The sequence below is a fragment of the Aquabacter sp. DMC10 genome (genome assembly GCF_056314145.1).
In genome coordinates this window covers 266,020-286,547 of record NZ_JBQUYX010000001.1, presented here as the reverse complement: position 1 = coordinate 286,547, position 20,528 = coordinate 266,020, and the positions used below count along the sequence as shown (strand labels likewise).

Here is a 20,528-nt window from a genome sequence, read left to right as displayed (position 1 = left end):
CGTCCACGCTTCCCAATCCCTTCGCCCCCCAAGAGGTGTGTTATGGCGATCGACAAAGTTTCCGATCAGAGCTTCGACCAGGACGTGCTCAAGTCCGGCAGCCCCGTGGTGGTGGATTTCTGGGCCGAATGGTGCGGCCCCTGCCGCATGGTGGCCCCCATCCTCGACGAGGTGTCCGAGGAGCTGGGCGACAAGCTCAAGATCGTCAAGCTGAACGTGGACGAGAATCCCGAGACCGCGTCCAAGTACGGCATCATGTCCATCCCGACCCTGCTCCTGTTCAAGGACGGCAAGATCGCCTCCCGCCAGGTGGGCGCCGCCCCCAAGGCCAAGCTGGTGCAGTGGATCAACACCTCCATCTGACCACTGCGGCGTTCCGATCGATGCATCAAGCCCCCGGCGAACCCGGGGGCTTTTTCATGCCCGGGCGCTTGTGGCCGACACGGCTTGCGCGTCATAGGCCGCCTGGGCGGCCAGAACCGCGTCCATGTTGTGCTCGGCCCAACGGGCAAGCGCTGCCACCGTCTCGTTCAGCGTTTCGCCGAGCGGGGTGAGGGCATATTCCACCGTCACCGGCACGGTGGCGAAGACGGTACGGGTAATCAGCCCGTCGCGCTCCAGCTTCTTCAGGGTCTGCGACAGGACCTTCTGCGAGATGCCGCTTATCTCCCGGCGCAGCTGGTTGAAGCGCACCGGCCCGCCGCGCAGCCGGGCGAGGATGAGCACGGCCCATTTGTCGGCGATGCGGTCGAGCAGCATGCGCGTGGGGCAGCGCTCCTCATAGACATTATAGGCCCATTGCATCTGTGTGGTCCTGACGGGGCAGTTTCCAGGATGAAACCATGTCACCGGAAAGTGCTCTCTTTTGCCCGTCCAAGCGAGAGCGTATGTATCCAAGCGAAACGTGGTTTCTAATGGATACCAGGAGATCGACATGACCGGCAAGATTCTTGTCCTCGGTGCCACCGGCAATGTGGGGCGTCCCCTCGTGGACCGCCTGCTTGGCCTCGGCGCGAGCGTAAAAGCCGCCTCGCGCGCGGGCCAGCCCGTGGCGGGTGCCGAAGGCGTGGCGTTTGACTATCGCGACCCCACCACGTTCGGTCCGGCCTTCGAGGGTGTAGACCGCGCCTATGTCTTGCTGCCTTCGGGCTATATGGATCCGGTGGGACTGCTGGTGCCGGTGATCGAGGCGGCGGCGGCCCGAAAGGTCAAGGTGGTCCTCCAGACCGCCCTGGGCGTGGATGCGGACGAGGCCATTCCCTATCGCCAGGTGGAGCGCGCCCTTGAGCGGTCCGGCACGCCATATGTGATCTTGCGGCCCAATTGGTTCTCCGACAATTTTCTCACCTTCTGGAAGCCCGGCATCGATCATGGCGTGATCGCCGTGCCGGCCGGGGACGGCAAGTCCAGCTTCATCGATGCCCGTGACATTGCCGCCAGCGCGGCCGCTGCCCTCACCACCAGCCGCTTCGATGGCCAGGCCTTCAATCTCACGGGCCCCGAGGCGTTGAGCTATGCGGAGGCCGCGACGCTCATCTCGCAGGCGGCGGGCCGGCCGGTGAGCTATACCCCCATCGACGATGCCGCCTTCGTCCAGCTGCTCACCGGAGCCGGGCTTTCGCCTGACTATGCAGGCTTCCTTGCCACTCTGTTTTATCCGGTTCGCGAAGGCTGGACCGCAGGCGTGACGGATCATGTGGCGACGCTCACCGGGCATTCGCCCATCCCGCTCGCCGCGTTTCTGGCCGATCATGCGGCGGCCCTGAAAGCTTGAGCGGACAAGGGTTCACCGGGCGGCGCATGCCGCCTGGTGGCCCGTCTCGGTGGGACGGGGGACAGGACAGCAGCCATTCGGTCAAAAGGCGCTTGACCAAATATATTCGTTCTGAATACATATTCCCATGACCGATGCTCAACTCACCAATCTGCTCGGCGCGCTCGCTCTGGCGCTGTCCGATGCCCAAGACGCCGCAGCCCGCTCCGCCTCCGGGCTGGGGAGCAGCGCCTGCTCCGCTCTGGTGGTGCTGAGTTTTTATCCCGGCACCCCCATTCGCACCCTCGCGGACATTCTGGGCCTCACCCATTCGGTGGTGGTGCGGTTGACCGAGGACCTGGGCGCGCGCGGGCTTCTTGAGAGGGCGACCGGCGCCCAGGACAAGCGCCAGGTGCACTTGCGCCTGACGCCGGCGGGGCAAGAGGCGGCGGTCGCCATCCTGGAGGCGCGTGGGGCAACCCTGCGGGCCGCGCTTCTGGCTGTGCCGGTCCCGATCCGTCCCGCGCTGGCCGACGCCTTATCTCAGATGCTCGTGGCCCTGACGCAAAGCCGGGCGGCCGCGGACCATATCTGCCGCTTATGCGACGAGGCGGTCTGCCCGCCCGGCCAATGCCCGGTGGAGTGCGAGGCGGAACGCCGGGAAGGACCGCGGCCATGAGCGACGTGCCCTCCGCAACCGCGGCACCCACGCGCGCCCCCGCCTTGCCGCCCAGTGGCCGCCTCTGGCTCGCCACCGGCGCCGTCATTTTGTCCGCCGCCTGCTGGGGGCTCGCCACGGTTGCCACCAAGGGACTGCTGGAAGAGCTGCCGCCGTTCCAGGTGCTGGCTGTCCAGTTGGCGGCAAGCGTGTGCTTCTTGTGGCTCGGAGCGGCTGTCCTGCGCGCGCCCATCCCCGACATGGCGTGTCTTCGGGGGATCGCCGCCTCCGGTTTGCTTGAGCCTGGGCTCGCTTACGGTGTCGGTGTCCCCGGGCTGGCCTTGACCAGCGCGGCCAATGCCACCGTCATCGGAGCCGCGGAACCGGCTTTCATCTGTGCGCTGGCCTGGATCGTGCTCGGCACACGCCCCGGCCGTGAGGTGGCGGCGGTTCTCGTCTTCGCCCTTGCCGGCGTGCTGATGGTGACCTTGTCCGGGGCGGAAGGGCTGGGGCAGGGCCGTCCCCTCGGCGACGCCATGGTGGGCCTTGGTACCGCCTTTGCGGCGCTCTATGTGGTGATGTCCAGTCGGCTTCTGGGCGCCATCCCGCCGCTCAGTCTTGCGGCGTCTCAGCAGACGGTGGGGCTGGCCTGCGTACTCGGGCTGCTCGGGGTGGCATGGAGCAGCGGGTATGAGACACCGGTGTCCATGCGTTGGGGGCTGGTCCTCGCCACCATGGCCACTGGCATCGTCCAATATGGCCTGGCCGTGTGGTTCTATCTATGGGGCCTGCGCGTCCTGCCTGCTCCGGTGGCGGGGCTTTACCTGGCGCTGATTCCCGTCTTCGGAATGGTCGGCGCGGTGCTCGTGCTCGGTGAGACGGTCAGTGGCATTCAGGCCGTAGGTGCGATCCTTGTCATCGGCGCGATTGCCGCTCTCGGCTTCCTGCGGGCGCCATCGGCATGACCGGTTGGCGCTGGCCGGCCAGCACCCGCCGCGTGGACACCACCATCCAGTTCTCGGCACCGGAGGGGCGGCGGGCGTTCAGCCGCGCCGCTGCACCTTCTGCGGCCGCACGATCGCGGTAAAGCCGGGCTTCATCCAGGAAGAAGGCGCCGCCCGGCACGATCACGGCACCGGCCGCTCCGGCCTCGGCGGTCTCGCGGCCATCGAAGAATATGAAATGGCAGGGGGCCGCCTCAACGGCCCGCGCCACCACATAGCTGAACCAGGCCTGGAACGGAGAGGGCGCGGATGCGACCCCCTCTGGCCGGCGACTGCGGAAGGAAAACCCAAAGGCCATGACGCGAAACCTGCGACCCGAAGGAGTGACGGAATTTCCGTTTGAACGTATGGGGCCCGCGTTGGTTCCACAGTGAGGCCGCGTTTTGTGCAGGGGTGACCCGCGGCGGAGGCGGACGGGTCAGTAGCTGACCGCCGCCAGATAAAGACCGCAGGCCGGGGCCATGGGGCCGCAGCGGGAGCGGTCGCGGGAGGCCAGCACGTCGGCCAGGTCGTCGGCGCTCCAACGCCCCTCGCCCACCCGCATCAGGGACCCCGCCATGGAGCGCACCTGGTGGTGGAGAAAGGAGCGGGCAGAGGTGACGATGCGAATCTCCTCCCCCATACGTGTCACATCCAGCTGGTCCAGCGTCTTCACCGGCGAGGCGGCCTGGCACTCCGCCGCCCGGAAGGCGGTGAAGTCGTGACGACCCAGAAGGCGCTGCGCAGCCTCATGCATGGCCGCTGCGTCCAGCTTCTGGGGGATGCGCCACGCCCGGTCGCGGTCCAACGCCAAATCGGGCCGGCGATTGATGATGCGATAGACATAGTGCCGCTTCACCGCCGAGAAGCGGGCATCAAACTCATCCGCCACCGCCTCGGCGGCGAGCACCGCAACGGGAACCGGCCGCAAGTGGGCGGTCAGCCCGTCCCGCAAGGTGTCGGTGCGCCAGGGCTTGGAGAGATCGATATGCGCCACCTGACCGGTGGCGTGGACGCCCGCATCCGTGCGGCCGGCGCCGGCCACATGCACCTCTTCGCCGGTGAGCCGCGTCACCGCCTCCGCCAGCGCGCCTTGCACGGTCGCCTGCTCCGCCTGGATCTGCCAGCCGGCAAAGGACGTGCCGTCATACTCGATGGTGAGCTTGTAGCGGGGCATGGGCGGGGTCCCCCCGCTCAGGCGAGCCGGCTGCCGGCGGGGACCGGATTGCCGTTCAGGAACGCATCCGCCGATCCCGCCTGCTTGCCGGCTTTCTGGAGCTGGACCAGCCGCACGGCGCCATCCCCGCAGGCAATGGTGAGATGATCGTCCAAGGCGGTTCCTGGCGCGCCCTGGCCCGAGGCGAGCGTCGAACGCAGCACCTTGACCCGGGTTTCCTCCGGCCCCAGCGGGAACCAGGCACCCGGGAAGGGCGAGAGGCCGCGAATATGGTCGTGAACCTCCTGGGCGGGGCGCGACCAGTCGATCCGGGTTTCCGCCTTTTCCAGCTTGTGGGCATAGGCCACGCCCGCCTCGGGCTGGGCAGTGAAGTGAAGGCCCCCGCGCTCCAGCGCCGACAGGGCCCGCGCCATGAGGTCGGCGCCGAGCACCATCATCTGGTCGTGCAGGTCCCCGGCGGTCATGTCGGGACGGATGGCCACGCGCTCCAGGAGGCCCACCGGGCCGGTATCGAGCCCGGCTTCCATGCGCATGACCGCGATGCCCGTCTCCTTGTCGCCCGCCATGATGGCGCGCTGGATGGGCGCCGCCCCGCGCCAGCGTGGCAGGAGCGAGGCATGAAGGTTGAGGCACCCAAGGCGCGGTGCGTCCAGAATGGCCTGGGGCAGGATCATGCCATAGGCCACCACCACCGCCACATCCGCCTCAAGCGCGCGGATGGTGTCCGCCGCCTCTTCGCCCCGCAAGGTCTTGGGGGTGAAGACCGGCAGGCCGAACTTTTCTGCCGTCGCGTGCACGGGGGAGGGCAGGAGATCGAGCCCCCGGCGGCCCGCGGGTGCAGGTGCGCGGGTATAGACGGCCACCACCTCATGGCCGCGCGAGACGATCTCGGTGAGGGTGGGCACGGCGAAATCCGGCGTGCCCATGAAGAGGATGCGCATGGAAGGTCCGCTCCGTCAGCCGGCGTCGCGCTTGGCGGCCTTCACGAATTTCTTGGTCACCCGGTCGCGCTTCAGCTTCGAGATGTGGTCGATGAACAGCACGCCGTTGAGGTGGTCGATCTCATGCTGGAGGCAGGTGGCCAGCAGACCGTCCGCTTCCCGCTCGATGGTGGCGCCGTCCAGGTCCTGGTAGCGCACGGTCACCCGTGCCGGCCGCTCCACTTCCTCGTAATAATCGGGAATGGAGAGGCAGCCCTCATTATAGACCGATAGCTCGTCCGAACTGGCGATGACCTGCGGATTGATGAAGGCCATGGGCTGCTTGGCTTCACCCTCCCGCGACACGTCGATGGTCACGACACGGCGCATCTCGCCCACCTGTACCGCCGCCAGGCCGATGCCCGGCGCGTCGTACATGGTCTCGAACATGTCCTCCACCAGCTTCTTGACCGCATGGTCGACTTTCTCGACCGGCGCGGAGCTGAGGCGGAGCTTGGGATCGGGCAGGATGATGATGGGTCGGATGGCCATTCCCGCCAGATAGGCGATGCAACGGCAGCGGTCAACATGTTCGCTCTTTGTTCACGAAGAGGAGTCATGTATTGGGAAGAAGATGATGGAGCAGCTCTTCCCCATGGGGTCCCTCGGTATCAGCGGCGGCGAGATTCTGGCCGGCATGGGCGGGATCGCCCTGGTTCTGCTGCTGGCGCTTCTGGTGGCCACCCGGCGCACCGCTGCCCTGCGCGCTCAGGAGGCGGTGGAGGCCGCCGAGCGTGCCAGCGAACTGGAGGCGCGGCTGCGCGATCTCGCCCGCATCCAGGCCGAAACCGCCGGACGCGTGCAGACCATGGCGGAGGTCCTGGCCCAGCGGCAGAGCGAACTGGCCCGCGCCGTCTCCGAACGCCTCGATTCCACCTCCCACCGTCTGGGTGAGAGCTTCTCTACCGCCGCCCGCGCCACCCATGACAGCCTGACGCGCTTGGCTGAGCGCCTCGTCCTGGTGGAAAAGGCGGAGCGCAGCCTGTCCGATCTGTCCTCGCAGGTGATTTCCCTGCGCCAGACCCTGTCCAACAAGCAGGCGCGGGGCGCCTTCGGGCAGGCGCGCATGGAGGCCATCATTGCCGACGGCCTGCCGCGGGACAGCTTTGCCTTCCAATATACCCTCTCCAATGGCCGCCGGCCCGATTGCGCCGTCTTTCTGCCCGGCGACGCCCGCCCCCTGCTGATCGACGCCAAGTTCCCCCTGGAAGCCGTCACGGCCTTCCGCGAGGCGGCCACGCCCGAGGCGCGAAAGGCCGCCGGGACGCGGCTTGCGGCCGACATGATGAAGCACGTGGGCGATGTGGCGGAGCGCTACCTGGTGCCGGGCGAGACGCAGGACATTGCGCTCATCTTCGTGCCCTCTGAATCCGTCTATGCCGATCTGCATGAGCATTTCGACGCCGTAATCCAGCGCGCCTTCCGGGCGCGGGTGGTCATCGTCTCGCCTTCCCTGCTGATGCTGGCCATCCAGGTGGTGCAGGCCATCTCCAAGGATGCCCGCATGCGCGAGCAGGCTGACCGCATCCGGTCCGAGGTCGCCGCTCTGGTGGCGGATGTAAGCCGGCTACGGACCAGGGCGGGGGATCTCGCCAAGCATTTCGGCATGGTCGGTGAAGACGTTTCCGGGCTTCTCGTGTCGGCGGACAAGATCGCCAAGCGCGGGGCCCGGCTGGAGCAGTTGGAATTTGAGCAGTCGCCTGAAAAGGCGGAACAATTGGCGGCGCACATCTCTCCGCAAGCCAAGCGTGGTGACCAGCGGGACGCTGCGGAATAGGGGGATATCGGCCAGGCGCCTGTGTTTCTTGCTTGCGCTGCGGCGCAGCCTGGATAGCCTTCCTCTTCCAGATGGTGACAAGAGCCGGACACGCGCCATGGAAGCGCGCCGGTGGAGTAGAAGACAAGATGCCCGAATTGCCCGAGGTGGAGACCGTCCGCCGCGGCCTCCTCCCCGTCCTTCAAGGTGCCGTCATCGAAGAGGCGGAGGCCCGCCGCCCGGATCTGCGTTGGCCCCTCCCGGAGAGCTTTGCCGAACGCCTCGCCGGCCGCCGCGTGGAGGCCATCGGCCGCCGCGCCAAATACATTCTGGCCGATCTCGACGGGGGGGAGGTGCTGATCCTTCACCTCGGCATGTCCGGCTCCATCCGCATCGACGGCGCCACGCGCCCGCGCCGGCCCGGCGCCTTCCATTATCCGCGCGCCGAGCCAGGGCCTCACGACCATGTGGTGTTCCGCCTCGCCGGCGGTGTCACCATCACCTTCAATGACCCGCGGCGTTTTGGCGCGATCCTGCTGGTCCCCTATGATCGCCTCGACAGTCATCCGCTGCTGCGGGACCTCGGCCCTGAACCGTTGGGCAACACCTTCCATGCGGAGCATCTGGCGCGGGTTTGCGCGGGCAAGCGCACCAGCCTGAAGGCCGCCCTTCTCGACCAGAAGGTGGTGGCGGGCCTCGGCAACATCTATGTGTGCGAGGCGTTGCACCGGGCCGGCCTCTCGCCCCGCCGCCAGGCCTCGAGCTTGGCCACCCGGACGGGGGCGCCCACCGCCCGTGCCGAGCGGCTGGTGACCGCCATTCGCGACGTGCTGCGGGACGCCATTCTGGCGGGGGGCTCCTCCCTGCGGGACCATCGCCGCGTGGATGGCGAGCTCGGCTATTTCCAGCATGCCTTCCGCGTCTATGACCGGGAAGGGCAGGCCTGCCGCACCCTCCATTGCAAGGGCCACGTGGAGCGCATCGTGCAGAGCGCGCGATCCACCTTCTTCTGCCCGACCTGCCAGAGGTGACAAGCGGACGGGGGGCGGCGCAAAGCGCTTCCCTCCCGCACGCGGCCCCTCTACACAACTTGCCCAGGCGGGCTTCAGGCCCCCATCGGGAGGCAAGAGATGGCATACGAGACGATTCAGGTTGAAACCCATGGCCGCGTCGGGCTCATCCGCCTGTACCGGCCGCAGGCCCTGAACGCTTTGAACGCTCAGATCATCCGCGACCTGAACGCGGCCCTTGATGTCTTCGAGGCCGATCGCGAGATCGGCTGCATGGTGCTCACCGGGTCGGAGCGCGCCTTCGCCGCCGGGGCCGACATCAAGGAGATGAAGGACTTCTCCTATCCGGACACCTACCTGGACGATTTCATCACCTCCTGGGAGCGCCTGTCGCGGACCCGCAAGCCGGTGATCGCAGCGGTGGCCGGCTTCGCCCTCGGCGGCGGCTGCGAACTCGCCATGATGTGCGATTTCATTCTCGCCGCGGATAATGCCAAGTTCGGCCAGCCGGAGATCAAGATTGGCGTGATGCCCGGCTCGGGCGGCACCCAGCGCCTGACGCGCTTCGTCGGCAAGTCCAAGGCCATGGAAATGTGCCTCACCGGCCGCATGATGGATGCCGCCGAAGCGGAGCGGGCTGGCCTCGTCTCGCGCATTCTGCCTGTGGCCGATCTGCTGCCCGAGGCGCTGAAGGTGGCCGCCCAGATCGCGGACATGTCGCTGCCGGTGGCGATGATGACCAAGGAAGCGGTCAACCGCGCCTATGAGACCTCGCTGGCGGAGGGTATTCGCTTCGAGCGCCGGGTGTTCCAGTCCCAGTTCGCCCTGGCCGACCAGACCGAAGGCATGAGCGCCTTCGTGGAAAAGCGCGCACCGGGCTTCACGCATCGCTGAGGCTGTCGCAGCCAGATCCGGCCGCGGCGCCTGGCGCCGCGGCTATTTTTTTGTCCGGCGGCTCCGTCGGCTGGAGCATTGGGCCTCCTGTTGAACACGAAAGCCACGTCGTGAGCGTGCGATTCGCCCCGCCCAGCGCGTGCGAGCGGTTTTCAGGACCCCTGTGGAAAACTTGCCGTTTTCCAAGCGTGCCAAGGCCCGCCGGCGGATCTCCCACCGATTTCCTGCCCCCGTCGCCGCACAGCCGTTGACAAGCCTCCCCGCTCCCCCGTAAGAGAACGGCCTCCCGCCGCTCGAAAGAGCTGCGGAGCCCAGGTGGCGGAATTGGTAGACGCGCTGGTTTCAGGTACCAGTGGGTAACACCGTGGAGGTTCGAGTCCTCTCCTGGGCACCACTCATTTTCTAAGCTCCTGATTTTTTAGAGGTTTTCGGGCTGACGCCCGCACCTCGGGGCTTGGTGCGGGTGGATTTGTTCCCCTCCGGTTCCCTCATGAGCAGCTTCGCGGCATCGGCGGCCAAGCGCTTTTGGTCTGCGGCTCGCGTGTAGACGGAAGCCATCTTGGCGCTGCTCCAGCCGAACAAGGCCATCAACTGCCTGTCGCTGGCGCCGTTCTCCGCAGCGCGGACCGCGCCCGCCTTTCGCAGGCCATGAGCCGAGCCAGGGCAGCCAGCGGCTTCACAGGCCTTGCGGAACCAGTTGCCGAAACCTTCTTTGACGAACGGTTGACCGCGCTCGGTGACAAGGAAGGCCAAGTCGCCCACCGGCGCCGCGCTGATAGAAGCGGCGAGCGCTGGCAGGAGTGGGAGAATGATGGTCTCCCCTGTTTTCTCGGTGCGTATCGTGATCAGGCCATCGCGCACATGCTGCCGCCCCAGGCGGACCACGTCGCCGCGGCGCAATCCTGTGTAGAGCAGCAGGTCCAAGGCGAGGCGCTGGCGGGTGCCGACCGGCCATTTGGCCTCGAAGGCGGACACTTCATCTTCCGTCCAGGTGTGGAAGCCCACGTCGTCATTGCTGCCCCTCAGAAGCTTGACGCCGGTGCAGGGGTTTACCTTCACCAGCCCGCCGTCTCCTGCCGCCCACTCGAACAGGCCGCGCATGGCTTTGAGGAAGTTGTTGGCCGAATGCGGCGTCGCTTTCCGGCGCTCCCGGCCGGCGATGATCGTCTTCTGCGTGATGGCTGAGATGGGCTCATCCCCAGCCGTCTTGATCACTTGGAGGTAGATGTTTTCGCGCTGGCGGCGGGTGGCTTGCGCGAGTCTCGACCACGCTGAACTTGCACGGTAGCGGTCAATGGCCCAGCGAAGGGAGCCGAGTTTCGGCCCCTTGGCCTCGGGCGTCGCCCCCTCGATTGCGGCGCGATACTGCGCCCAGAATTCGGGCGAGTCGTATTCCGCCCGCAGCCGCACCCGCGGCCCGCCGTCGCGGCGGACATACCAGACTGTGGCGCCGTGGCGCGTCGTCTCGCGGTGCAGGAATGGCGGGCGGGGCTTGGGCATAGCTTATCTCACAGGTGGATTTCGCTACCGTCCGGTTCGCCAGCGGTTGGCGGGGGCGCAGAAGAGGGCGCGCCGTCGCGCGGCGCGATCACAATGGTTCCATCCGGCCGCCACTCCAGTTGCATGGAATCTTGAAGGCCGGCGTCGCGGACGGCCCGCAGCGAGCGGGCGATGTCAGCTTGCGTGCGCGTGGCGCCGCGGCGAGGCATTTGTCACTCCTCCTGCTTTATTCCAGATCGGCCGGAGGCCGGCATTTCAAGTCGCGAGGTGCGACCTCCGCACCCGCTCTTTCGCGCGTCGGGCAGCATGCCCTTGGCGATCATTCGTTTCGCGGTGCTCTCGCTCACGTTGAGATAGTGAGCGATTTGTTTGAGGCCTCGCAGGGTGCTGTGTTGTTGGCTCATGGGAGATCGCTCCCGCCGTGGTTGTCGTACGCGTCATCGCCTTCCGAAGCGTCGCCTTTGTATATGCTGAGACGGCGGTAGTGGTCTTCGGGGCGCTCTGTTTGCGTTAGGGTGAGCAAGCGCTGAACACATTGCTCTCCCTTCTCCGAAGAGGCCGCGAAACCCACCCCCATCAGCTGGCACATAAAGCGTAAGCCGTCGAAAGTGATCTTGGCGCTCCTCGAAAAGAAGTCATTGGGGCTCATAAAGAAGTGGGCGGTTGATAGAAATGGCCCAAGGTCGTCAGTGAGCCCTAGACGGAAGAGGATATCGCGATTTGATTGCTTCGATTTGCGACTGGCAGGAAGGTGAATATCAATTCCATAACGATTTTCCGAAATCTCTGCGCACACGTCGGTCCAGCATCTATCAGTTAGTCCGCCTGCAGATGCTGCCCCCAGAAGGTCGGAAAGAACGCTTATGGCCGTGATGGATCCTTCATTGGTCTCAGCTGTTAGTTTTGAATATTCTTCAACTATCTCTGCTGATTTTTTGATGGTCGGCTTCACAGCAATGGCGATTAGAAGCTTGCAAACGTGATCCGAATTCACGTGGGCTATAGCTCGTCCGCTACTCTTCGGCAGTACTCCAGCATCAATAAGAGCGCGGGCGTAAGCGTTGACGGTCTTTTCGTCCGTCATCGTCACGACCGATACAGCCTTCACCGCCTGGGAAACTGCGACCATTCTTCGCTCCTGTGATTTGGTTTTACCAAAACAAAAACGAAGAGGCAAGTTGTAAGCTCGAAAGGCGCGACCTAGGTGAGCTGCGACGATGGCGCACCGGTGGCCGGATCTCCCCTAGGCGCCGGCTAAGGCCCCACAGATGCCAAAGCGCGAAGGTCGCGCACCACAGCCAGTGCAAGATTCACATGCACATCGTTCTCTTGGTCCAGCACATCGAAGAGAGACACCTTCACCATCACCTCGCCCATGGAGCGGGCCGGGGGATCGACGATCTCCGAAACGATCCTGTCTTCCTCCGCCATCGCGGCTTGCCACTCCTCTTCGGTCGCGTCCACCTCCCCACTCAGGCTGTCAATGATTTCCGCACGGGCCGCCTCGTACCTCTGTCGAGCCTCTGCCGCGCCGGACGATATGTAGAAATCGAGCGCGGCCTTGCGTGCGCGCTCACGCAGCGCCTTGTACCTTTCGAGCGTGACATAGGGGCTGCACGCGACGGTCACATTGCCGTCGAACCGCGCCGGAACGCCCTTCGCGTCCAATGCGTCAAGCGCTTGCCGAAGACGGAGACGCGCACCCTCCCAGGCGTCATAAGCCCAAGTGGCCCGCGCCTGCGCCGCCCTGAATTGCTCGAGCGTGGCTGAAGGCTGACCCTCCGCCGGCCGCAGCGTGGGGCTGGTCTGGGCGCCGGCCGGCGCCGCCGCAAGCGCGGTGCCGACCGCCGCGGCGGTGGTGAGGAAGGCGCGGCGCGAGGGGTGCGCCGAAGGGCCGTTCATCGCGTCACCTCAGCATGGTTCTGAGCGCCTTTCGCCGCGATTGCAAAGCCGGCGACGGACGCCAGGAGATCCCGCACGAGACCCTCAGAGACCTCGCCCGCCAAGGAGACGTGTTCCAAGTTGGTTGAGAGAAGAGCGCTCCATGCGGCCAGTCCCTCGACCGTGGTTGGCGCCGAGCGGATCACAGCCTCGAGCGCGTCTTGCCGCCGATTGTATGCACGGTCGGTCTCCACCTCAGCGGCGCGCTCTTCCGCTGAGAGAGCGCCGTGCCGCTCTTCTGCTGCCTGCCCTCGAATGTCCGCGGCATGGAAGTCCGCCGCCGCCTGGCGATACGCGGCGATGGCCGCGCAAATGGGGTCGGGGGTCGCGGCGGGCGCAAGCGAACCTCCAGCAAGAATGTCGGCGGCCGCCGTGGTGGCGACGGCGGTAGCAGCAAAGGAGCCGAGGAATGCCCTTCGGCCGATTTGAGACAAAGAGGGGGCGTCTGCCCCAAAGCTAGCATTGGGCATTGCGAATACCTGTGATAGGAAGTGATCAACAGTTTATGTTGATAGGTTGACCGACATGCGTCGTCAACAGAAAATGTTGATTAATGACACCTGCACAGTGCCGGGCTGCTCGCGCCCTCATTGAATGGACTCAGCCGCGATTGGCGGAAGCCTCCGGTCTGGGGCTTTCAACCGTGGTGGATTTCGAGAAAGTAAGGCGCCCGGTCTCGCTAGAAGCGATGTCCGCGATCCGAACCGCTTTGGAGGCGGCCGGCGTCGAGTTTATCCCGGAGAACGGTGGTGGGGCCGGGGTGCGGCTGAGGAAGACGACATGACGAAAGCGGACACGGTTGCAGACGCCCGCGCGCTCTTCGACGCGCTAGACTGCCCACCCGCTGCGTTTTCAGAAGCCCGGCTGAGTGCAGCTAATGTCACGCTTGCTCGGCTCGAGGTCGCATTGAAGTCGGATCACCCCTTCCCCGACCTTGCCCTCACAAAGGCGCTGCTGGCGAAGGTGACGGCCGGATCAGCCAACGCCCCGGAAAGTCTCGCGCGGGCCAAGGATGCCGCCTATGGCCTGTACATTGCCGTGTGCATGTGGGCTGATGCGTCCAGCGACAGGGACTGACACCCCCTGAATCCGGAAGTGGGCTATCGCTTGTCGCGTCTGGGCTGGCGCGTGCTCGACCTTCGCCAGAAAGAGCGTGCCGCTCGGTGGACGCCTGTGCCAGGCCGGCCCAAGTCCGATTGGTCCTGATCGCTGTTCCTGGCGCCGTGCGCAGGGCACCTGATGACGGATTGATCCCCGCGGCGTTCAATAGGCCGGGCCAGAGGTTGAAGGAGCGGGCACCATGAACCCACCCGAAACGCCCTTGACGCTCACACGCCACCAGGCAGCAATCCGCCAAATCGAGGCCGCCATAGCTGCCCTCGAAGAGGGGCATTTTGATCTCGCGATCACGCTCGCCGGTGCTGCGGAAGGCATGTTCGAGCACCGGAAGGAAGGCACCCTCTTCCATGGCCTTCTGAACGCTCCGCGCGCAGCCGAGCGCTTGCCGAACCGGAAGGACTGGAATGCGCTGCTCAATCTGGAACGGGATTGGCTGAAGCACGGCGCCGGGCAGAAGGCGGATACCATGCAGTTCGATCTGCATGTCGCCGCCCTCATGGTCGCCAGGGCCTGCAGCAAGATCGAGGTGTGGACCCCCACGCTTGATGAGTTTGCGCGGTGGCACTTGGCGTGGATCGACGCGAACAAGCCCGAGGGGGACCGAAACCAAGAGGCGTGATGCGAGCCCGCCACGCGCCGCCTGTCCCTTAGAGGGCATCGGAACAAACCATGATCAAAAGTGTCACAAAATCCCTGATATGACACTTTCCCACCTCCACGGTGCTTTTGCTAAGCATCTGGAAGAGGGCAAGAATCCACGCTTGTTCTCACACATGCTCTTTTTTTGCGGTAGGCCGGCGGTTTAACATCAACGTGTTTCAGTGCGGGTTTCCCGTGAAACACTGTGTTTGGTCGTTGGCGAGCCTGCCTCACGGAACTGCGCGGGATCGTTCCGCGTTGGTAGTCAATTTTCGGCCAAAGTGGCCCAAAAGACGCATTGAAGCTGGCTTCACTGGGGGTACAGTGAAGTGAGTTATGCACGAACGTGATCACGCTTAGCTGATTTCGGTGATATGAGACCGCTGAAATCACCATATTGGCGTGAGACATGTGGGGCTGGATCTCAATGAGGTCCGGTGGGGGAGAGGAGAAAGTTATGACGCAGACGATCAGGGTGGTCGTCTTCAAAGACGGCGAAATGTTTATAGCGCAAGCCCTTGAGGTGGACGTCGCCGCTCAGGGCAAGAGCGAGGAAGAGGCCCTCGTGAGGCTTAAGAATGCTATTCGGTTCGAGGCTGAAGAGATGGAGGCGGACGGGCGCACCCTCTTCGACCTTGGGCCGGCCCCGGCGCCTTTTTACGCGCTTTTCGAAAACACGTCGGTGACGCGTGAAATTTTGAAAGCTGCGTAGCCATACATGACGACGCTGGGGGCGTACATGCATTGGCTGCGTTCTGCGGGCGGCACATGCCGTAGTGGTATCGCTGCCGGTGAAACAGGAATGGAACCTGTTACCAAGCTTGTGTCTCCCGATGGCGGGAGACACGTCATTCATGTGGGCAACGACCAATCCGAGGTCTTGTCCACCTACACGATCGACTACTTTGATCGTCGCCTTCAGGTTGCATCTCCGTTCGCTTCTGTCCGCCGGGGTTGATGGCATATGTCGTGCCCGACGACCTGCGGGTCTAATTCACGCTTTCTCGCGTGGTGCAGTGATTTGCGTTTTTTCGCGCGTGTCAGTGAAACATCATTCGCCCGGCTCAGCTATGCTCGATCACCGCAGCATAGAAGTTGTCGCCGGCCGCCGCAGTGCCGAGGAAGCTGATCTGATTGGCGTTGGTGGCGTTGGCCCTCACGTTGTCGGCGAGGTTCGGGCCCGTGATACGCCAATCCGTGTTCAGCGGTGTGGTGTTCACGCCCACCGGCCGGCAATAGTTTTCGCCGTTCCAGTTCAGCCCAAAGATGACGATGGGCGGCGCGCTGATGTTTGTGGTCAGCGGGATGTTCCCAGCAGTGGCGCCGGGCAAAAAGGCTTTGTAGATACGGTCTTTTACGTGAAGCACCGAACGATCCGTGCGAAGTAGAAGGTCGTTCTCGCCCGCCGTCCTCACATCGATGTCCTTCTTTGAGATTTTGAGTACCCCGCCATTGAGCTCTACCCTCGGCGTTGGGGCGAGGTCGGCGCCAGGGACATAGGTGTTGTCGTAGTCGAGAATGGTCCAGTGCAGCGGATCCGCCGTGGCGCCGCCGGTCAGCTCGAAGTGGATCGTGTTGTCGCTTCGCCATCCGTACTCGCTGGTGGCGATGGCGCTTGCATTGCCCAGGCCCCAAGGCTGGGTCGCGCCGCGCATTAGCACCGGCGGCCGATGCGGATAGCTCCGCGCGGTGACGATTTCCCCCACCAGATGGTTGGCGAAATTGCTGACTCTCACATAACCCGACGCCACCCCGCTTTCGGCCACCTGAAGCATGGGGCGAAGCGTGGACAGCGTCAGATCGTCGTCGCCGCAGGTGAGCACGTTCGCGCCGCGTCGGGAAATGTAAAGGCCCGAAGGTCTGGAGGGGTGGTTCCCCATGATCATCGAATTGCCGCCTCCCATGTCTAATTCCCGAGAGTCAGCGCCGAAGATCGGCTTATTGAAAACGTAATATGCAAATTTAGAGGCCGAATAGTTATCGGCCGGGCTTGTCATTCTGATGTAATTGGAGGATGTGCAAACGCATGCCGGCATATATCTTTTTAGATATACCAAATCTTGGAAGGAGTTCTTTATATTATAGTCAACCTTCCAGGCCAGGGCGAGCGGTGCAAATGGGAGCGTGGGGAAGGACACGTCCGCTGTAAAGCGACGATAGCTCTCATATGTGCGGAGCGTCACGCTCAGGTCGCCCGTGTCATAGGACATTTTGTGAACGCCCAGGATCTCGGGCCACGCGCTATCGAACACCAATTGCTCGTTGGTCAGATCCAGGTCCGTGACGTCATAGCCGGGTTTGGAGAACCGCACCCGGCCGATGCCATCGAACTTTCCGATGATGAGGCGCGGTGTACTCATTTCGGATCGCTCACGATAAGAGTGAAGCCCCTGGCTAGGTCGATCTCACACCCGGGTCCGGGCCGGATAAGGATGCCGAGCTTCTCCAGATCTTCCGCGCCAGGCGCCGGGTCTTCCGGTGATGCGAGCGGACTGGTGTCGCTATCAAGATGATCAGTCATTCCTTCATGGCCTCTATTAATGGTTTGAGTGGTAACGCAGCCAATCCGGGGTGCCTCTGCGGATGGACGAAAATCCAGACAGCGCTTCATTTGACTTCACATCACCATCAGCTCAGGATCCCATTCCTCGCTGTCATAGATCGACCCGCCTTCGCCAACCGATGCCCGCGCGACGGCCATCGCGCAGGCGACGGCGCCGTCGATGCGCTCGCGCTTCTTGCCCTTGTCGAACACAGCGCTACCGTCACTCGTCTTGCGAATGACGACGTTGTCGAAGTTCCATCGCAGGATGGGATGCCCGCCATGGATCAAGCGCCGTCCGAGGATCGCCCGCTCAAGCTCGGTGACGGCCGGACCCATGGTCGAGACCGTCTGTCGCATCTCCACAACCGGGAGGCCGTCGTCCAGTAGGTTGCTCATCAGCACGCGCCCGTAATGCGGGTCGAACGCGATTTCGCGCACGTCGAAACGGTCGCACAGGTCCCGAATGATGGTCTCGACGCGGCGAATGTCGACGACGGTGCCGGGTGTCGGCTCGATAAAGCCTTCTTCCGCCCACGTCACATAGGGCACTCCGTCCAGGTCTGTCCGCGCCCGCAGATTCTCTTCCGGGCAGAAATACCAGGGATGGACGATGTAGCTGTCACCGTCGCGCCATGCTGCAACGATGCTGGTCAGGTCGCCACTGCTGGACAGGTCCACCCCAAGCCAGCACGGGGCGCCCTGCAAGGCGTCCATATCCACCGGCTGGGCACCCTCATCATAAATGGTCATGTCAACGAACGGATCGGCCGAGTGATCGAGCCAGATGTTCAGGTTCAATTGCCGAAAGGCCTCCCGGTCGCCAGGGCGCTCCTTCGCCTCCCGCGCCAGCTGGCGCAGGCCATCGATGTCCGGATAGCCGTGGGCAAGGCCGGGATTCACCGCGCGCCACACGGCCTCGTCCGTCCAATCGCAATCGCGATCCGCCTCGAAAAGAACGGGGAGGCAGGACGGATCATCGATCTCGCCACGCTTCACCTTGCGGGCATAATCCACGATCTCAAAGGCGATGTTCTCTTGCCCCCGGCCGGCGGTGGTGGCCACCACCAGGAGCGCGCCCGGCGTCTTCACCAGTCCGGAGCGCAGCACGTCCCATAGCTCGCGCTTCTTCCAGGCGTGCAATTCGTCGGCGAGCACAAAGGCGGGCGTGCGCCCGTGCTGCGTCCCGGCGTCGGCGGATATGGCCTCATAGAAGGTCCGGTGCCTGGAATTGACGATGCGGTTTTTGTAGTCCTGCGACACGGAAATGGCCTTCAGCCCTGTTGTGCAGGAGATGATGCCTTCAGCCTCATGGAAGGCGATGCGGGCCTGTTTCCGGTCGGACGCGGCCGAAATCACCTCGCCCCCGGGGATGCGTTCCGGGCCGAAGGTGTGCAGCAGAATGAGCGCCGCGGCGAGGGACGTTTTCCGGTTGCCGCGCGGCAGCAGCAGCACCACCGTCTTTATGATGCGCGTTCCATCCGGCTTGCGCGGTCCATAGATGCGGCGAACGATGCCCTCCTGCCACGGGTCAAGCTGGAACGCATGACCGGGCAATCGGCTCTTGGGGTGCCGCATGGCCCGCAGGCACCGCACAGCGGCTTCGCCATAGCCGAACGGGTCGGGAATGGTACCCTCAGTTCCGGAAGGAGGGACCGAGGGCGCCTCCGAAGAGATCGCTGTCATAGCCACTTCCGCTGTTCAATTCCGCGCCCTCGCGGATTGCCGGCCGCGCACGGCTCGCAGGGGTCAAACCGAGCTCGGCCGCCAACTGACGCACCTGCGTCATGGCATCGGAGAGGATCGCAGCGGCCGGGTGCTTCTTCGGCCCGCTGGCGCCCATATAGGTCAAACCCTCTCGGTTGATGATCCGCCGCGCTTCGGTGGCCATTCCCGCCGCCGTGCAATAGGCCGTGAAGGTGGTGAGGTCTGCCACGGACAGGGTGCGCCGCTCGGTCAAGATGATGGGCAGCACCCTGTTCCACTCGGCAAGCGCGTCGGCGGACAGGTCTTCCGGCGGCTGCGGCATCTCGTCCGGCGCGTCCTCGCACAGCGGCACAATTTCGGCCTTGCGTCCCCGCATGTTCAAAACTCCCATTTCCGATAGGGCTCGATCAGGTCGTGAAAGCCCATGGGGAGCGTGACCACATCCGGGGGGCCAGAGGCCTCCCGGTTCACATACCAATGGCCCACCAGCATGCCGGCCGCCTCGATAAGGCAGTCGGGCAGCGCGCCGTCTTCGCCCACCAGATCGTCAAACGGCCCAACCCAGCCCTCGATCACTTGGCGAGCCGCATAGATGACGCCGTCGAGAAACAGATCGTCATCGTCAAAATCGATAGCCAGCCGCCGCTTCACACGCTCGAGCAGGACCAGGCGCCAGGTCTCCGTCATGCCTTGCCTCCCTTGGGGGCGTGTGTGCCGGCCTTCTCGAACCAGGCGTAAACCGCGTCCACCATCCAGGACCGTTGACCGTCCCGCTTCGGATCGGCGCGGATTCGCCGGATGCACTCTTCCCGGGGCGTATCCATGACCACGATGTTCAAGGCGCCGAGCTTCCGGCGCCAAAGCTCGCGCTCTTGCGGATCCGGCGCGCCGATGATGAACCATGCATGGCGGTGCGTGCGGTCGCTCTCGAGGCTCGTCAGGATGCGATTGCGCTCCGTGAGCGCTGCACGCGTGGCCTCAGAATGGCGAGGCGCCTGATGGCTGGCGGTGCCGTAGATCCGCGCCTTGATGAGATCGAGGTCAATCACGAGATCCTCGGGGCGCCGATGTTTCTCCACATAGGTGCTCTTGCCGGAGCCGGGCGGGCCGCAGACGATGGTCACCGGAATGCGCGACGGGCGCAGGAACGGTTGGGAGAGGACCGTTCCGGCCGCGCGCTTCTCCGCCGACTGCTTGAAGCGGTTGTGGCAGGGGGCGCAGAGCGGTTGCCAGTTTGCCTTGTCCCAGAACAACGCTTGGTCGCCGCGATGGGGCGTGATGTGGTCAACCACTGTCGCCGCGGCCGAGCAATTGACGCACACCGGATGCGACTTGAGGAAGGTGGCCCGCGCCTTGTCCCACCTTGTGTCATAGCCGCGCGTTCGGGCGCTTGGGCGATTGAGTTCCGCGCGCGCCCTCCGCTCCGCAGAGCGCTTCCGCTCGCACGGGCACATTTCGGCCGGCGCGATCCGGTAGCCGCAGGCGCAGATGCGGGGCGCGCGGACGGGCATCAGTAGAGCCCGACGATGTTGGTAGCAGTGGTTGCGGCAGCCACGCGCTTGACGCGAATGGGGAGGATCGTCCCGGAGGCGACGTTCTTGAGCGTCACCGAGGCGGAATCGTCCTTGCCGGTCACCACCATGTCGCCACCGGTGCCGACATAGAGGGCGCGAGTGGACTGCGCCAGGTCTGCGTCCGCCGGCGTGATCGCGGCGAGCTTCACCGCTTGGTCGGATACCTGGAGCGCAAAGGAATCGAACGGGTCCATTACTCACCTCTCGGATTGTGCGCGGTTGAGTGGGGAGGGCGAAGCCAAGCCTCGCACCTCCCCCCGCACCCATGCCCGGGCGCACGATTGAGCCCTTGGCC

The 20,528-nt window shown here is 64.6% G+C and carries 27 protein-coding genes and 1 tRNA gene; 11 read left to right on the top strand and 17 right to left on the bottom strand.

Features of this window, described 5'->3' with window-relative positions:
- Positions 1-42 precede the first annotated feature (42 nt).
- Positions 43-363, top strand: coding sequence for a thioredoxin (gene trxA / locus ACT54L_RS01310; RefSeq protein ID WP_209101684.1), 321 nt, complete (start codon positions 43-45; stop codon positions 361-363).
- 54 nt (positions 364-417) lie between these two features.
- Here the strand turns inward: trxA and ACT54L_RS01305 are convergent, their stop codons facing one another.
- Positions 418-804: a winged helix-turn-helix transcriptional regulator gene (locus ACT54L_RS01305; protein WP_476083730.1), complete on the bottom strand. Its 387-nt coding sequence runs from the start codon at positions 802-804 to the stop codon at positions 418-420.
- A gap of 130 nt (positions 805-934) precedes the next feature.
- Here ACT54L_RS01305 and ACT54L_RS01300 point away from each other — a divergent pair, with 130 nt between their 5' ends.
- The 3 genes from ACT54L_RS01300 (at position 935) to ACT54L_RS01290 (ending at position 3,376) form a co-directional block, all read left to right on the top strand.
- Positions 935-1,774 carry an SDR family oxidoreductase gene (locus ACT54L_RS01300; protein ID WP_476083729.1) on the top strand — a complete coding sequence of 280 codons (840 nt, stop codon included), beginning with the start codon at positions 935-937 and terminating at the stop codon, positions 1,772-1,774.
- 127 nt (positions 1,775-1,901) lie between these two features.
- Entirely contained in the window at positions 1,902-2,432 is a 531-nt protein-coding gene (locus ACT54L_RS01295; protein WP_476083728.1) for a MarR family winged helix-turn-helix transcriptional regulator, read from the top strand.
- Positions 2,429-3,376, top strand: coding sequence for a DMT family transporter (locus ACT54L_RS01290; RefSeq protein ID WP_476083727.1), 948 nt, complete (start codon positions 2,429-2,431; stop codon positions 3,374-3,376). Before ACT54L_RS01295 ends, ACT54L_RS01290 begins: the two co-directional genes overlap by 4 nt.
- Here ACT54L_RS01290 and ACT54L_RS01285 read toward each other — a convergent pair.
- The 4 genes from ACT54L_RS01285 to def form a co-directional block, all read right to left on the bottom strand.
- Positions 3,327-3,713 (bottom strand): hypothetical protein, encoded by a 387-nt coding sequence (locus tag ACT54L_RS01285; RefSeq protein ID WP_476083726.1) that lies wholly within the window; start codon positions 3,711-3,713, stop codon positions 3,327-3,329. The two genes, ACT54L_RS01290 and ACT54L_RS01285, sit on opposite strands and share 50 nt — an antisense overlap.
- Positions 3,714-3,833: 120 nt before the next feature.
- Positions 3,834-4,571 carry a tRNA pseudouridine(38-40) synthase TruA gene (gene truA / locus ACT54L_RS01280; RefSeq protein WP_476083725.1) on the bottom strand — a complete coding sequence of 246 codons (738 nt, stop codon included), beginning with the start codon at positions 4,569-4,571 and terminating at the stop codon, positions 3,834-3,836.
- A gap of 17 nt (positions 4,572-4,588) precedes the next feature.
- A complete protein-coding gene (gene fmt, locus ACT54L_RS01275; RefSeq protein ID WP_476083724.1) occupies positions 4,589-5,512 on the bottom strand; it encodes a methionyl-tRNA formyltransferase in 924 nt (307 codons plus the stop codon).
- Between the two features lie 15 nt (positions 5,513-5,527).
- The gene (gene def, locus ACT54L_RS01270) at positions 5,528-6,043 is read right to left on the bottom strand and encodes a peptide deformylase (RefSeq protein ID WP_476083723.1); all 516 of its coding nucleotides are present in this window, start codon (positions 6,041-6,043) and stop codon (positions 5,528-5,530) included.
- An 82-nt stretch (positions 6,044-6,125) separates the two neighbouring features.
- Here def and ACT54L_RS01265 point away from each other — a divergent pair, with 82 nt between their 5' ends.
- The 4 genes from ACT54L_RS01265 (at position 6,126) to ACT54L_RS01250 (ending at position 9,605) form a co-directional block, all read left to right on the top strand.
- Positions 6,126-7,328 (top strand): DNA recombination protein RmuC, encoded by a 1,203-nt coding sequence (locus ACT54L_RS01265; protein ID WP_476083722.1) that lies wholly within the window; start codon positions 6,126-6,128, stop codon positions 7,326-7,328.
- 128 nt (positions 7,329-7,456) lie between these two features.
- On the top strand, positions 7,457-8,338 hold the full coding sequence (gene mutM, locus ACT54L_RS01260) for a bifunctional DNA-formamidopyrimidine glycosylase/DNA-(apurinic or apyrimidinic site) lyase (protein ID WP_476083721.1): 882 nt from the start codon (positions 7,457-7,459) through the stop codon (positions 8,336-8,338).
- 99 nt (positions 8,339-8,437) lie between these two features.
- On the top strand, positions 8,438-9,211 hold the full coding sequence (locus ACT54L_RS01255) for an enoyl-CoA hydratase (protein WP_476083720.1): 774 nt from the start codon (positions 8,438-8,440) through the stop codon (positions 9,209-9,211).
- Positions 9,212-9,520: 309 nt separating this feature from the next.
- Positions 9,521-9,605 (top strand) — tRNA-Leu (locus tag ACT54L_RS01250).
- 8 nt (positions 9,606-9,613) lie between these two features.
- Here ACT54L_RS01250 and ACT54L_RS01245 read toward each other — a convergent pair.
- The 5 genes from ACT54L_RS01245 to ACT54L_RS01225 all read right to left on the bottom strand — a co-directional run bounded on the left by ACT54L_RS01245 (position 9,614) and on the right by ACT54L_RS01225 (position 13,122).
- Positions 9,614-10,711: a tyrosine-type recombinase/integrase gene (locus ACT54L_RS01245; RefSeq protein WP_476083719.1), complete on the bottom strand. Its 1,098-nt coding sequence runs from the start codon at positions 10,709-10,711 to the stop codon at positions 9,614-9,616.
- 212 nt (positions 10,712-10,923) lie between these two features.
- Positions 10,924-11,115 (bottom strand): helix-turn-helix transcriptional regulator, encoded by a 192-nt coding sequence (locus tag ACT54L_RS01240; protein WP_476083718.1) that lies wholly within the window; start codon positions 11,113-11,115, stop codon positions 10,924-10,926.
- Positions 11,112-11,840: a hypothetical protein gene (locus ACT54L_RS01235; protein ID WP_476083717.1), complete on the bottom strand. Its 729-nt coding sequence runs from the start codon at positions 11,838-11,840 to the stop codon at positions 11,112-11,114. Before ACT54L_RS01235 ends, ACT54L_RS01240 begins: the two co-directional genes overlap by 4 nt.
- A gap of 125 nt (positions 11,841-11,965) precedes the next feature.
- Positions 11,966-12,613 carry a hypothetical protein gene (locus ACT54L_RS01230; RefSeq protein WP_476083716.1) on the bottom strand — a complete coding sequence of 216 codons (648 nt, stop codon included), beginning with the start codon at positions 12,611-12,613 and terminating at the stop codon, positions 11,966-11,968.
- On the bottom strand, positions 12,610-13,122 hold the full coding sequence (locus tag ACT54L_RS01225) for a hypothetical protein (RefSeq protein ID WP_476083715.1): 513 nt from the start codon (positions 13,120-13,122) through the stop codon (positions 12,610-12,612). Before ACT54L_RS01225 ends, ACT54L_RS01230 begins: the two co-directional genes overlap by 4 nt.
- 310 nt (positions 13,123-13,432) lie before the next feature.
- Here ACT54L_RS01225 and ACT54L_RS01220 point away from each other — a divergent pair, with 310 nt between their 5' ends.
- From ACT54L_RS01220 to ACT54L_RS01210, 3 genes are all read left to right on the top strand, one after another.
- Complete coding sequence (locus ACT54L_RS01220) at positions 13,433-13,729, top strand: hypothetical protein (protein WP_476083714.1); 297 nt, start codon at positions 13,433-13,435, stop codon at positions 13,727-13,729.
- A gap of 223 nt (positions 13,730-13,952) precedes the next feature.
- Positions 13,953-14,390, top strand: coding sequence for a hypothetical protein (locus ACT54L_RS01215; protein WP_476083713.1), 438 nt, complete (start codon positions 13,953-13,955; stop codon positions 14,388-14,390).
- A 477-nt stretch (positions 14,391-14,867) separates the two neighbouring features.
- Positions 14,868-15,122, top strand: a complete 255-nt coding sequence (locus tag ACT54L_RS01210; RefSeq protein WP_476083712.1) for a type II toxin-antitoxin system HicB family antitoxin — start codon at positions 14,868-14,870, stop codon at positions 15,120-15,122.
- Positions 15,123-15,474: 352 nt separating this feature from the next.
- On the opposite strand, the gene ACT54L_RS01205 is transcribed toward ACT54L_RS01210, so the two are convergent.
- The 7 genes from ACT54L_RS01205 to ACT54L_RS01175 form a co-directional block, all read right to left on the bottom strand.
- A complete protein-coding gene (locus ACT54L_RS01205) occupies positions 15,475-16,770 on the bottom strand; it encodes a hypothetical protein (protein WP_476083711.1) in 1,296 nt (431 codons plus the stop codon).
- Positions 16,767-16,931: a hypothetical protein gene (locus ACT54L_RS01200; protein WP_476083710.1), complete on the bottom strand. Its 165-nt coding sequence runs from the start codon at positions 16,929-16,931 to the stop codon at positions 16,767-16,769. Before ACT54L_RS01200 ends, ACT54L_RS01205 begins: the two co-directional genes overlap by 4 nt.
- Positions 16,932-17,027: 96 nt before the next feature.
- The gene (locus ACT54L_RS01195) at positions 17,028-18,530 is read right to left on the bottom strand and encodes a terminase large subunit (protein WP_476083709.1); all 1,503 of its coding nucleotides are present in this window, start codon (positions 18,528-18,530) and stop codon (positions 17,028-17,030) included.
- Positions 18,531-18,588: 58 nt separating this feature from the next.
- Positions 18,589-19,035, bottom strand: coding sequence for a phage terminase small subunit P27 family (locus ACT54L_RS01190; RefSeq protein WP_476083708.1), 447 nt, complete (start codon positions 19,033-19,035; stop codon positions 18,589-18,591).
- Between the two features lie 2 nt (positions 19,036-19,037).
- On the bottom strand, positions 19,038-19,346 hold the full coding sequence (locus ACT54L_RS01185; protein WP_476083707.1) for a head-tail connector protein: 309 nt from the start codon (positions 19,344-19,346) through the stop codon (positions 19,038-19,040).
- Positions 19,343-20,170: an AAA family ATPase gene (locus ACT54L_RS01180; protein WP_476083706.1), complete on the bottom strand. Its 828-nt coding sequence runs from the start codon at positions 20,168-20,170 to the stop codon at positions 19,343-19,345. Before ACT54L_RS01180 ends, ACT54L_RS01185 begins: the two co-directional genes overlap by 4 nt.
- A complete protein-coding gene (locus ACT54L_RS01175) occupies positions 20,170-20,427 on the bottom strand; it encodes a spike base protein, RCAP_Rcc01079 family (protein ID WP_476083705.1) in 258 nt (85 codons plus the stop codon). The genes ACT54L_RS01180 and ACT54L_RS01175 overlap by 1 nt, the downstream gene beginning before the upstream one ends.
- Between the last annotated feature and the right edge of the window lie 101 nt (positions 20,428-20,528).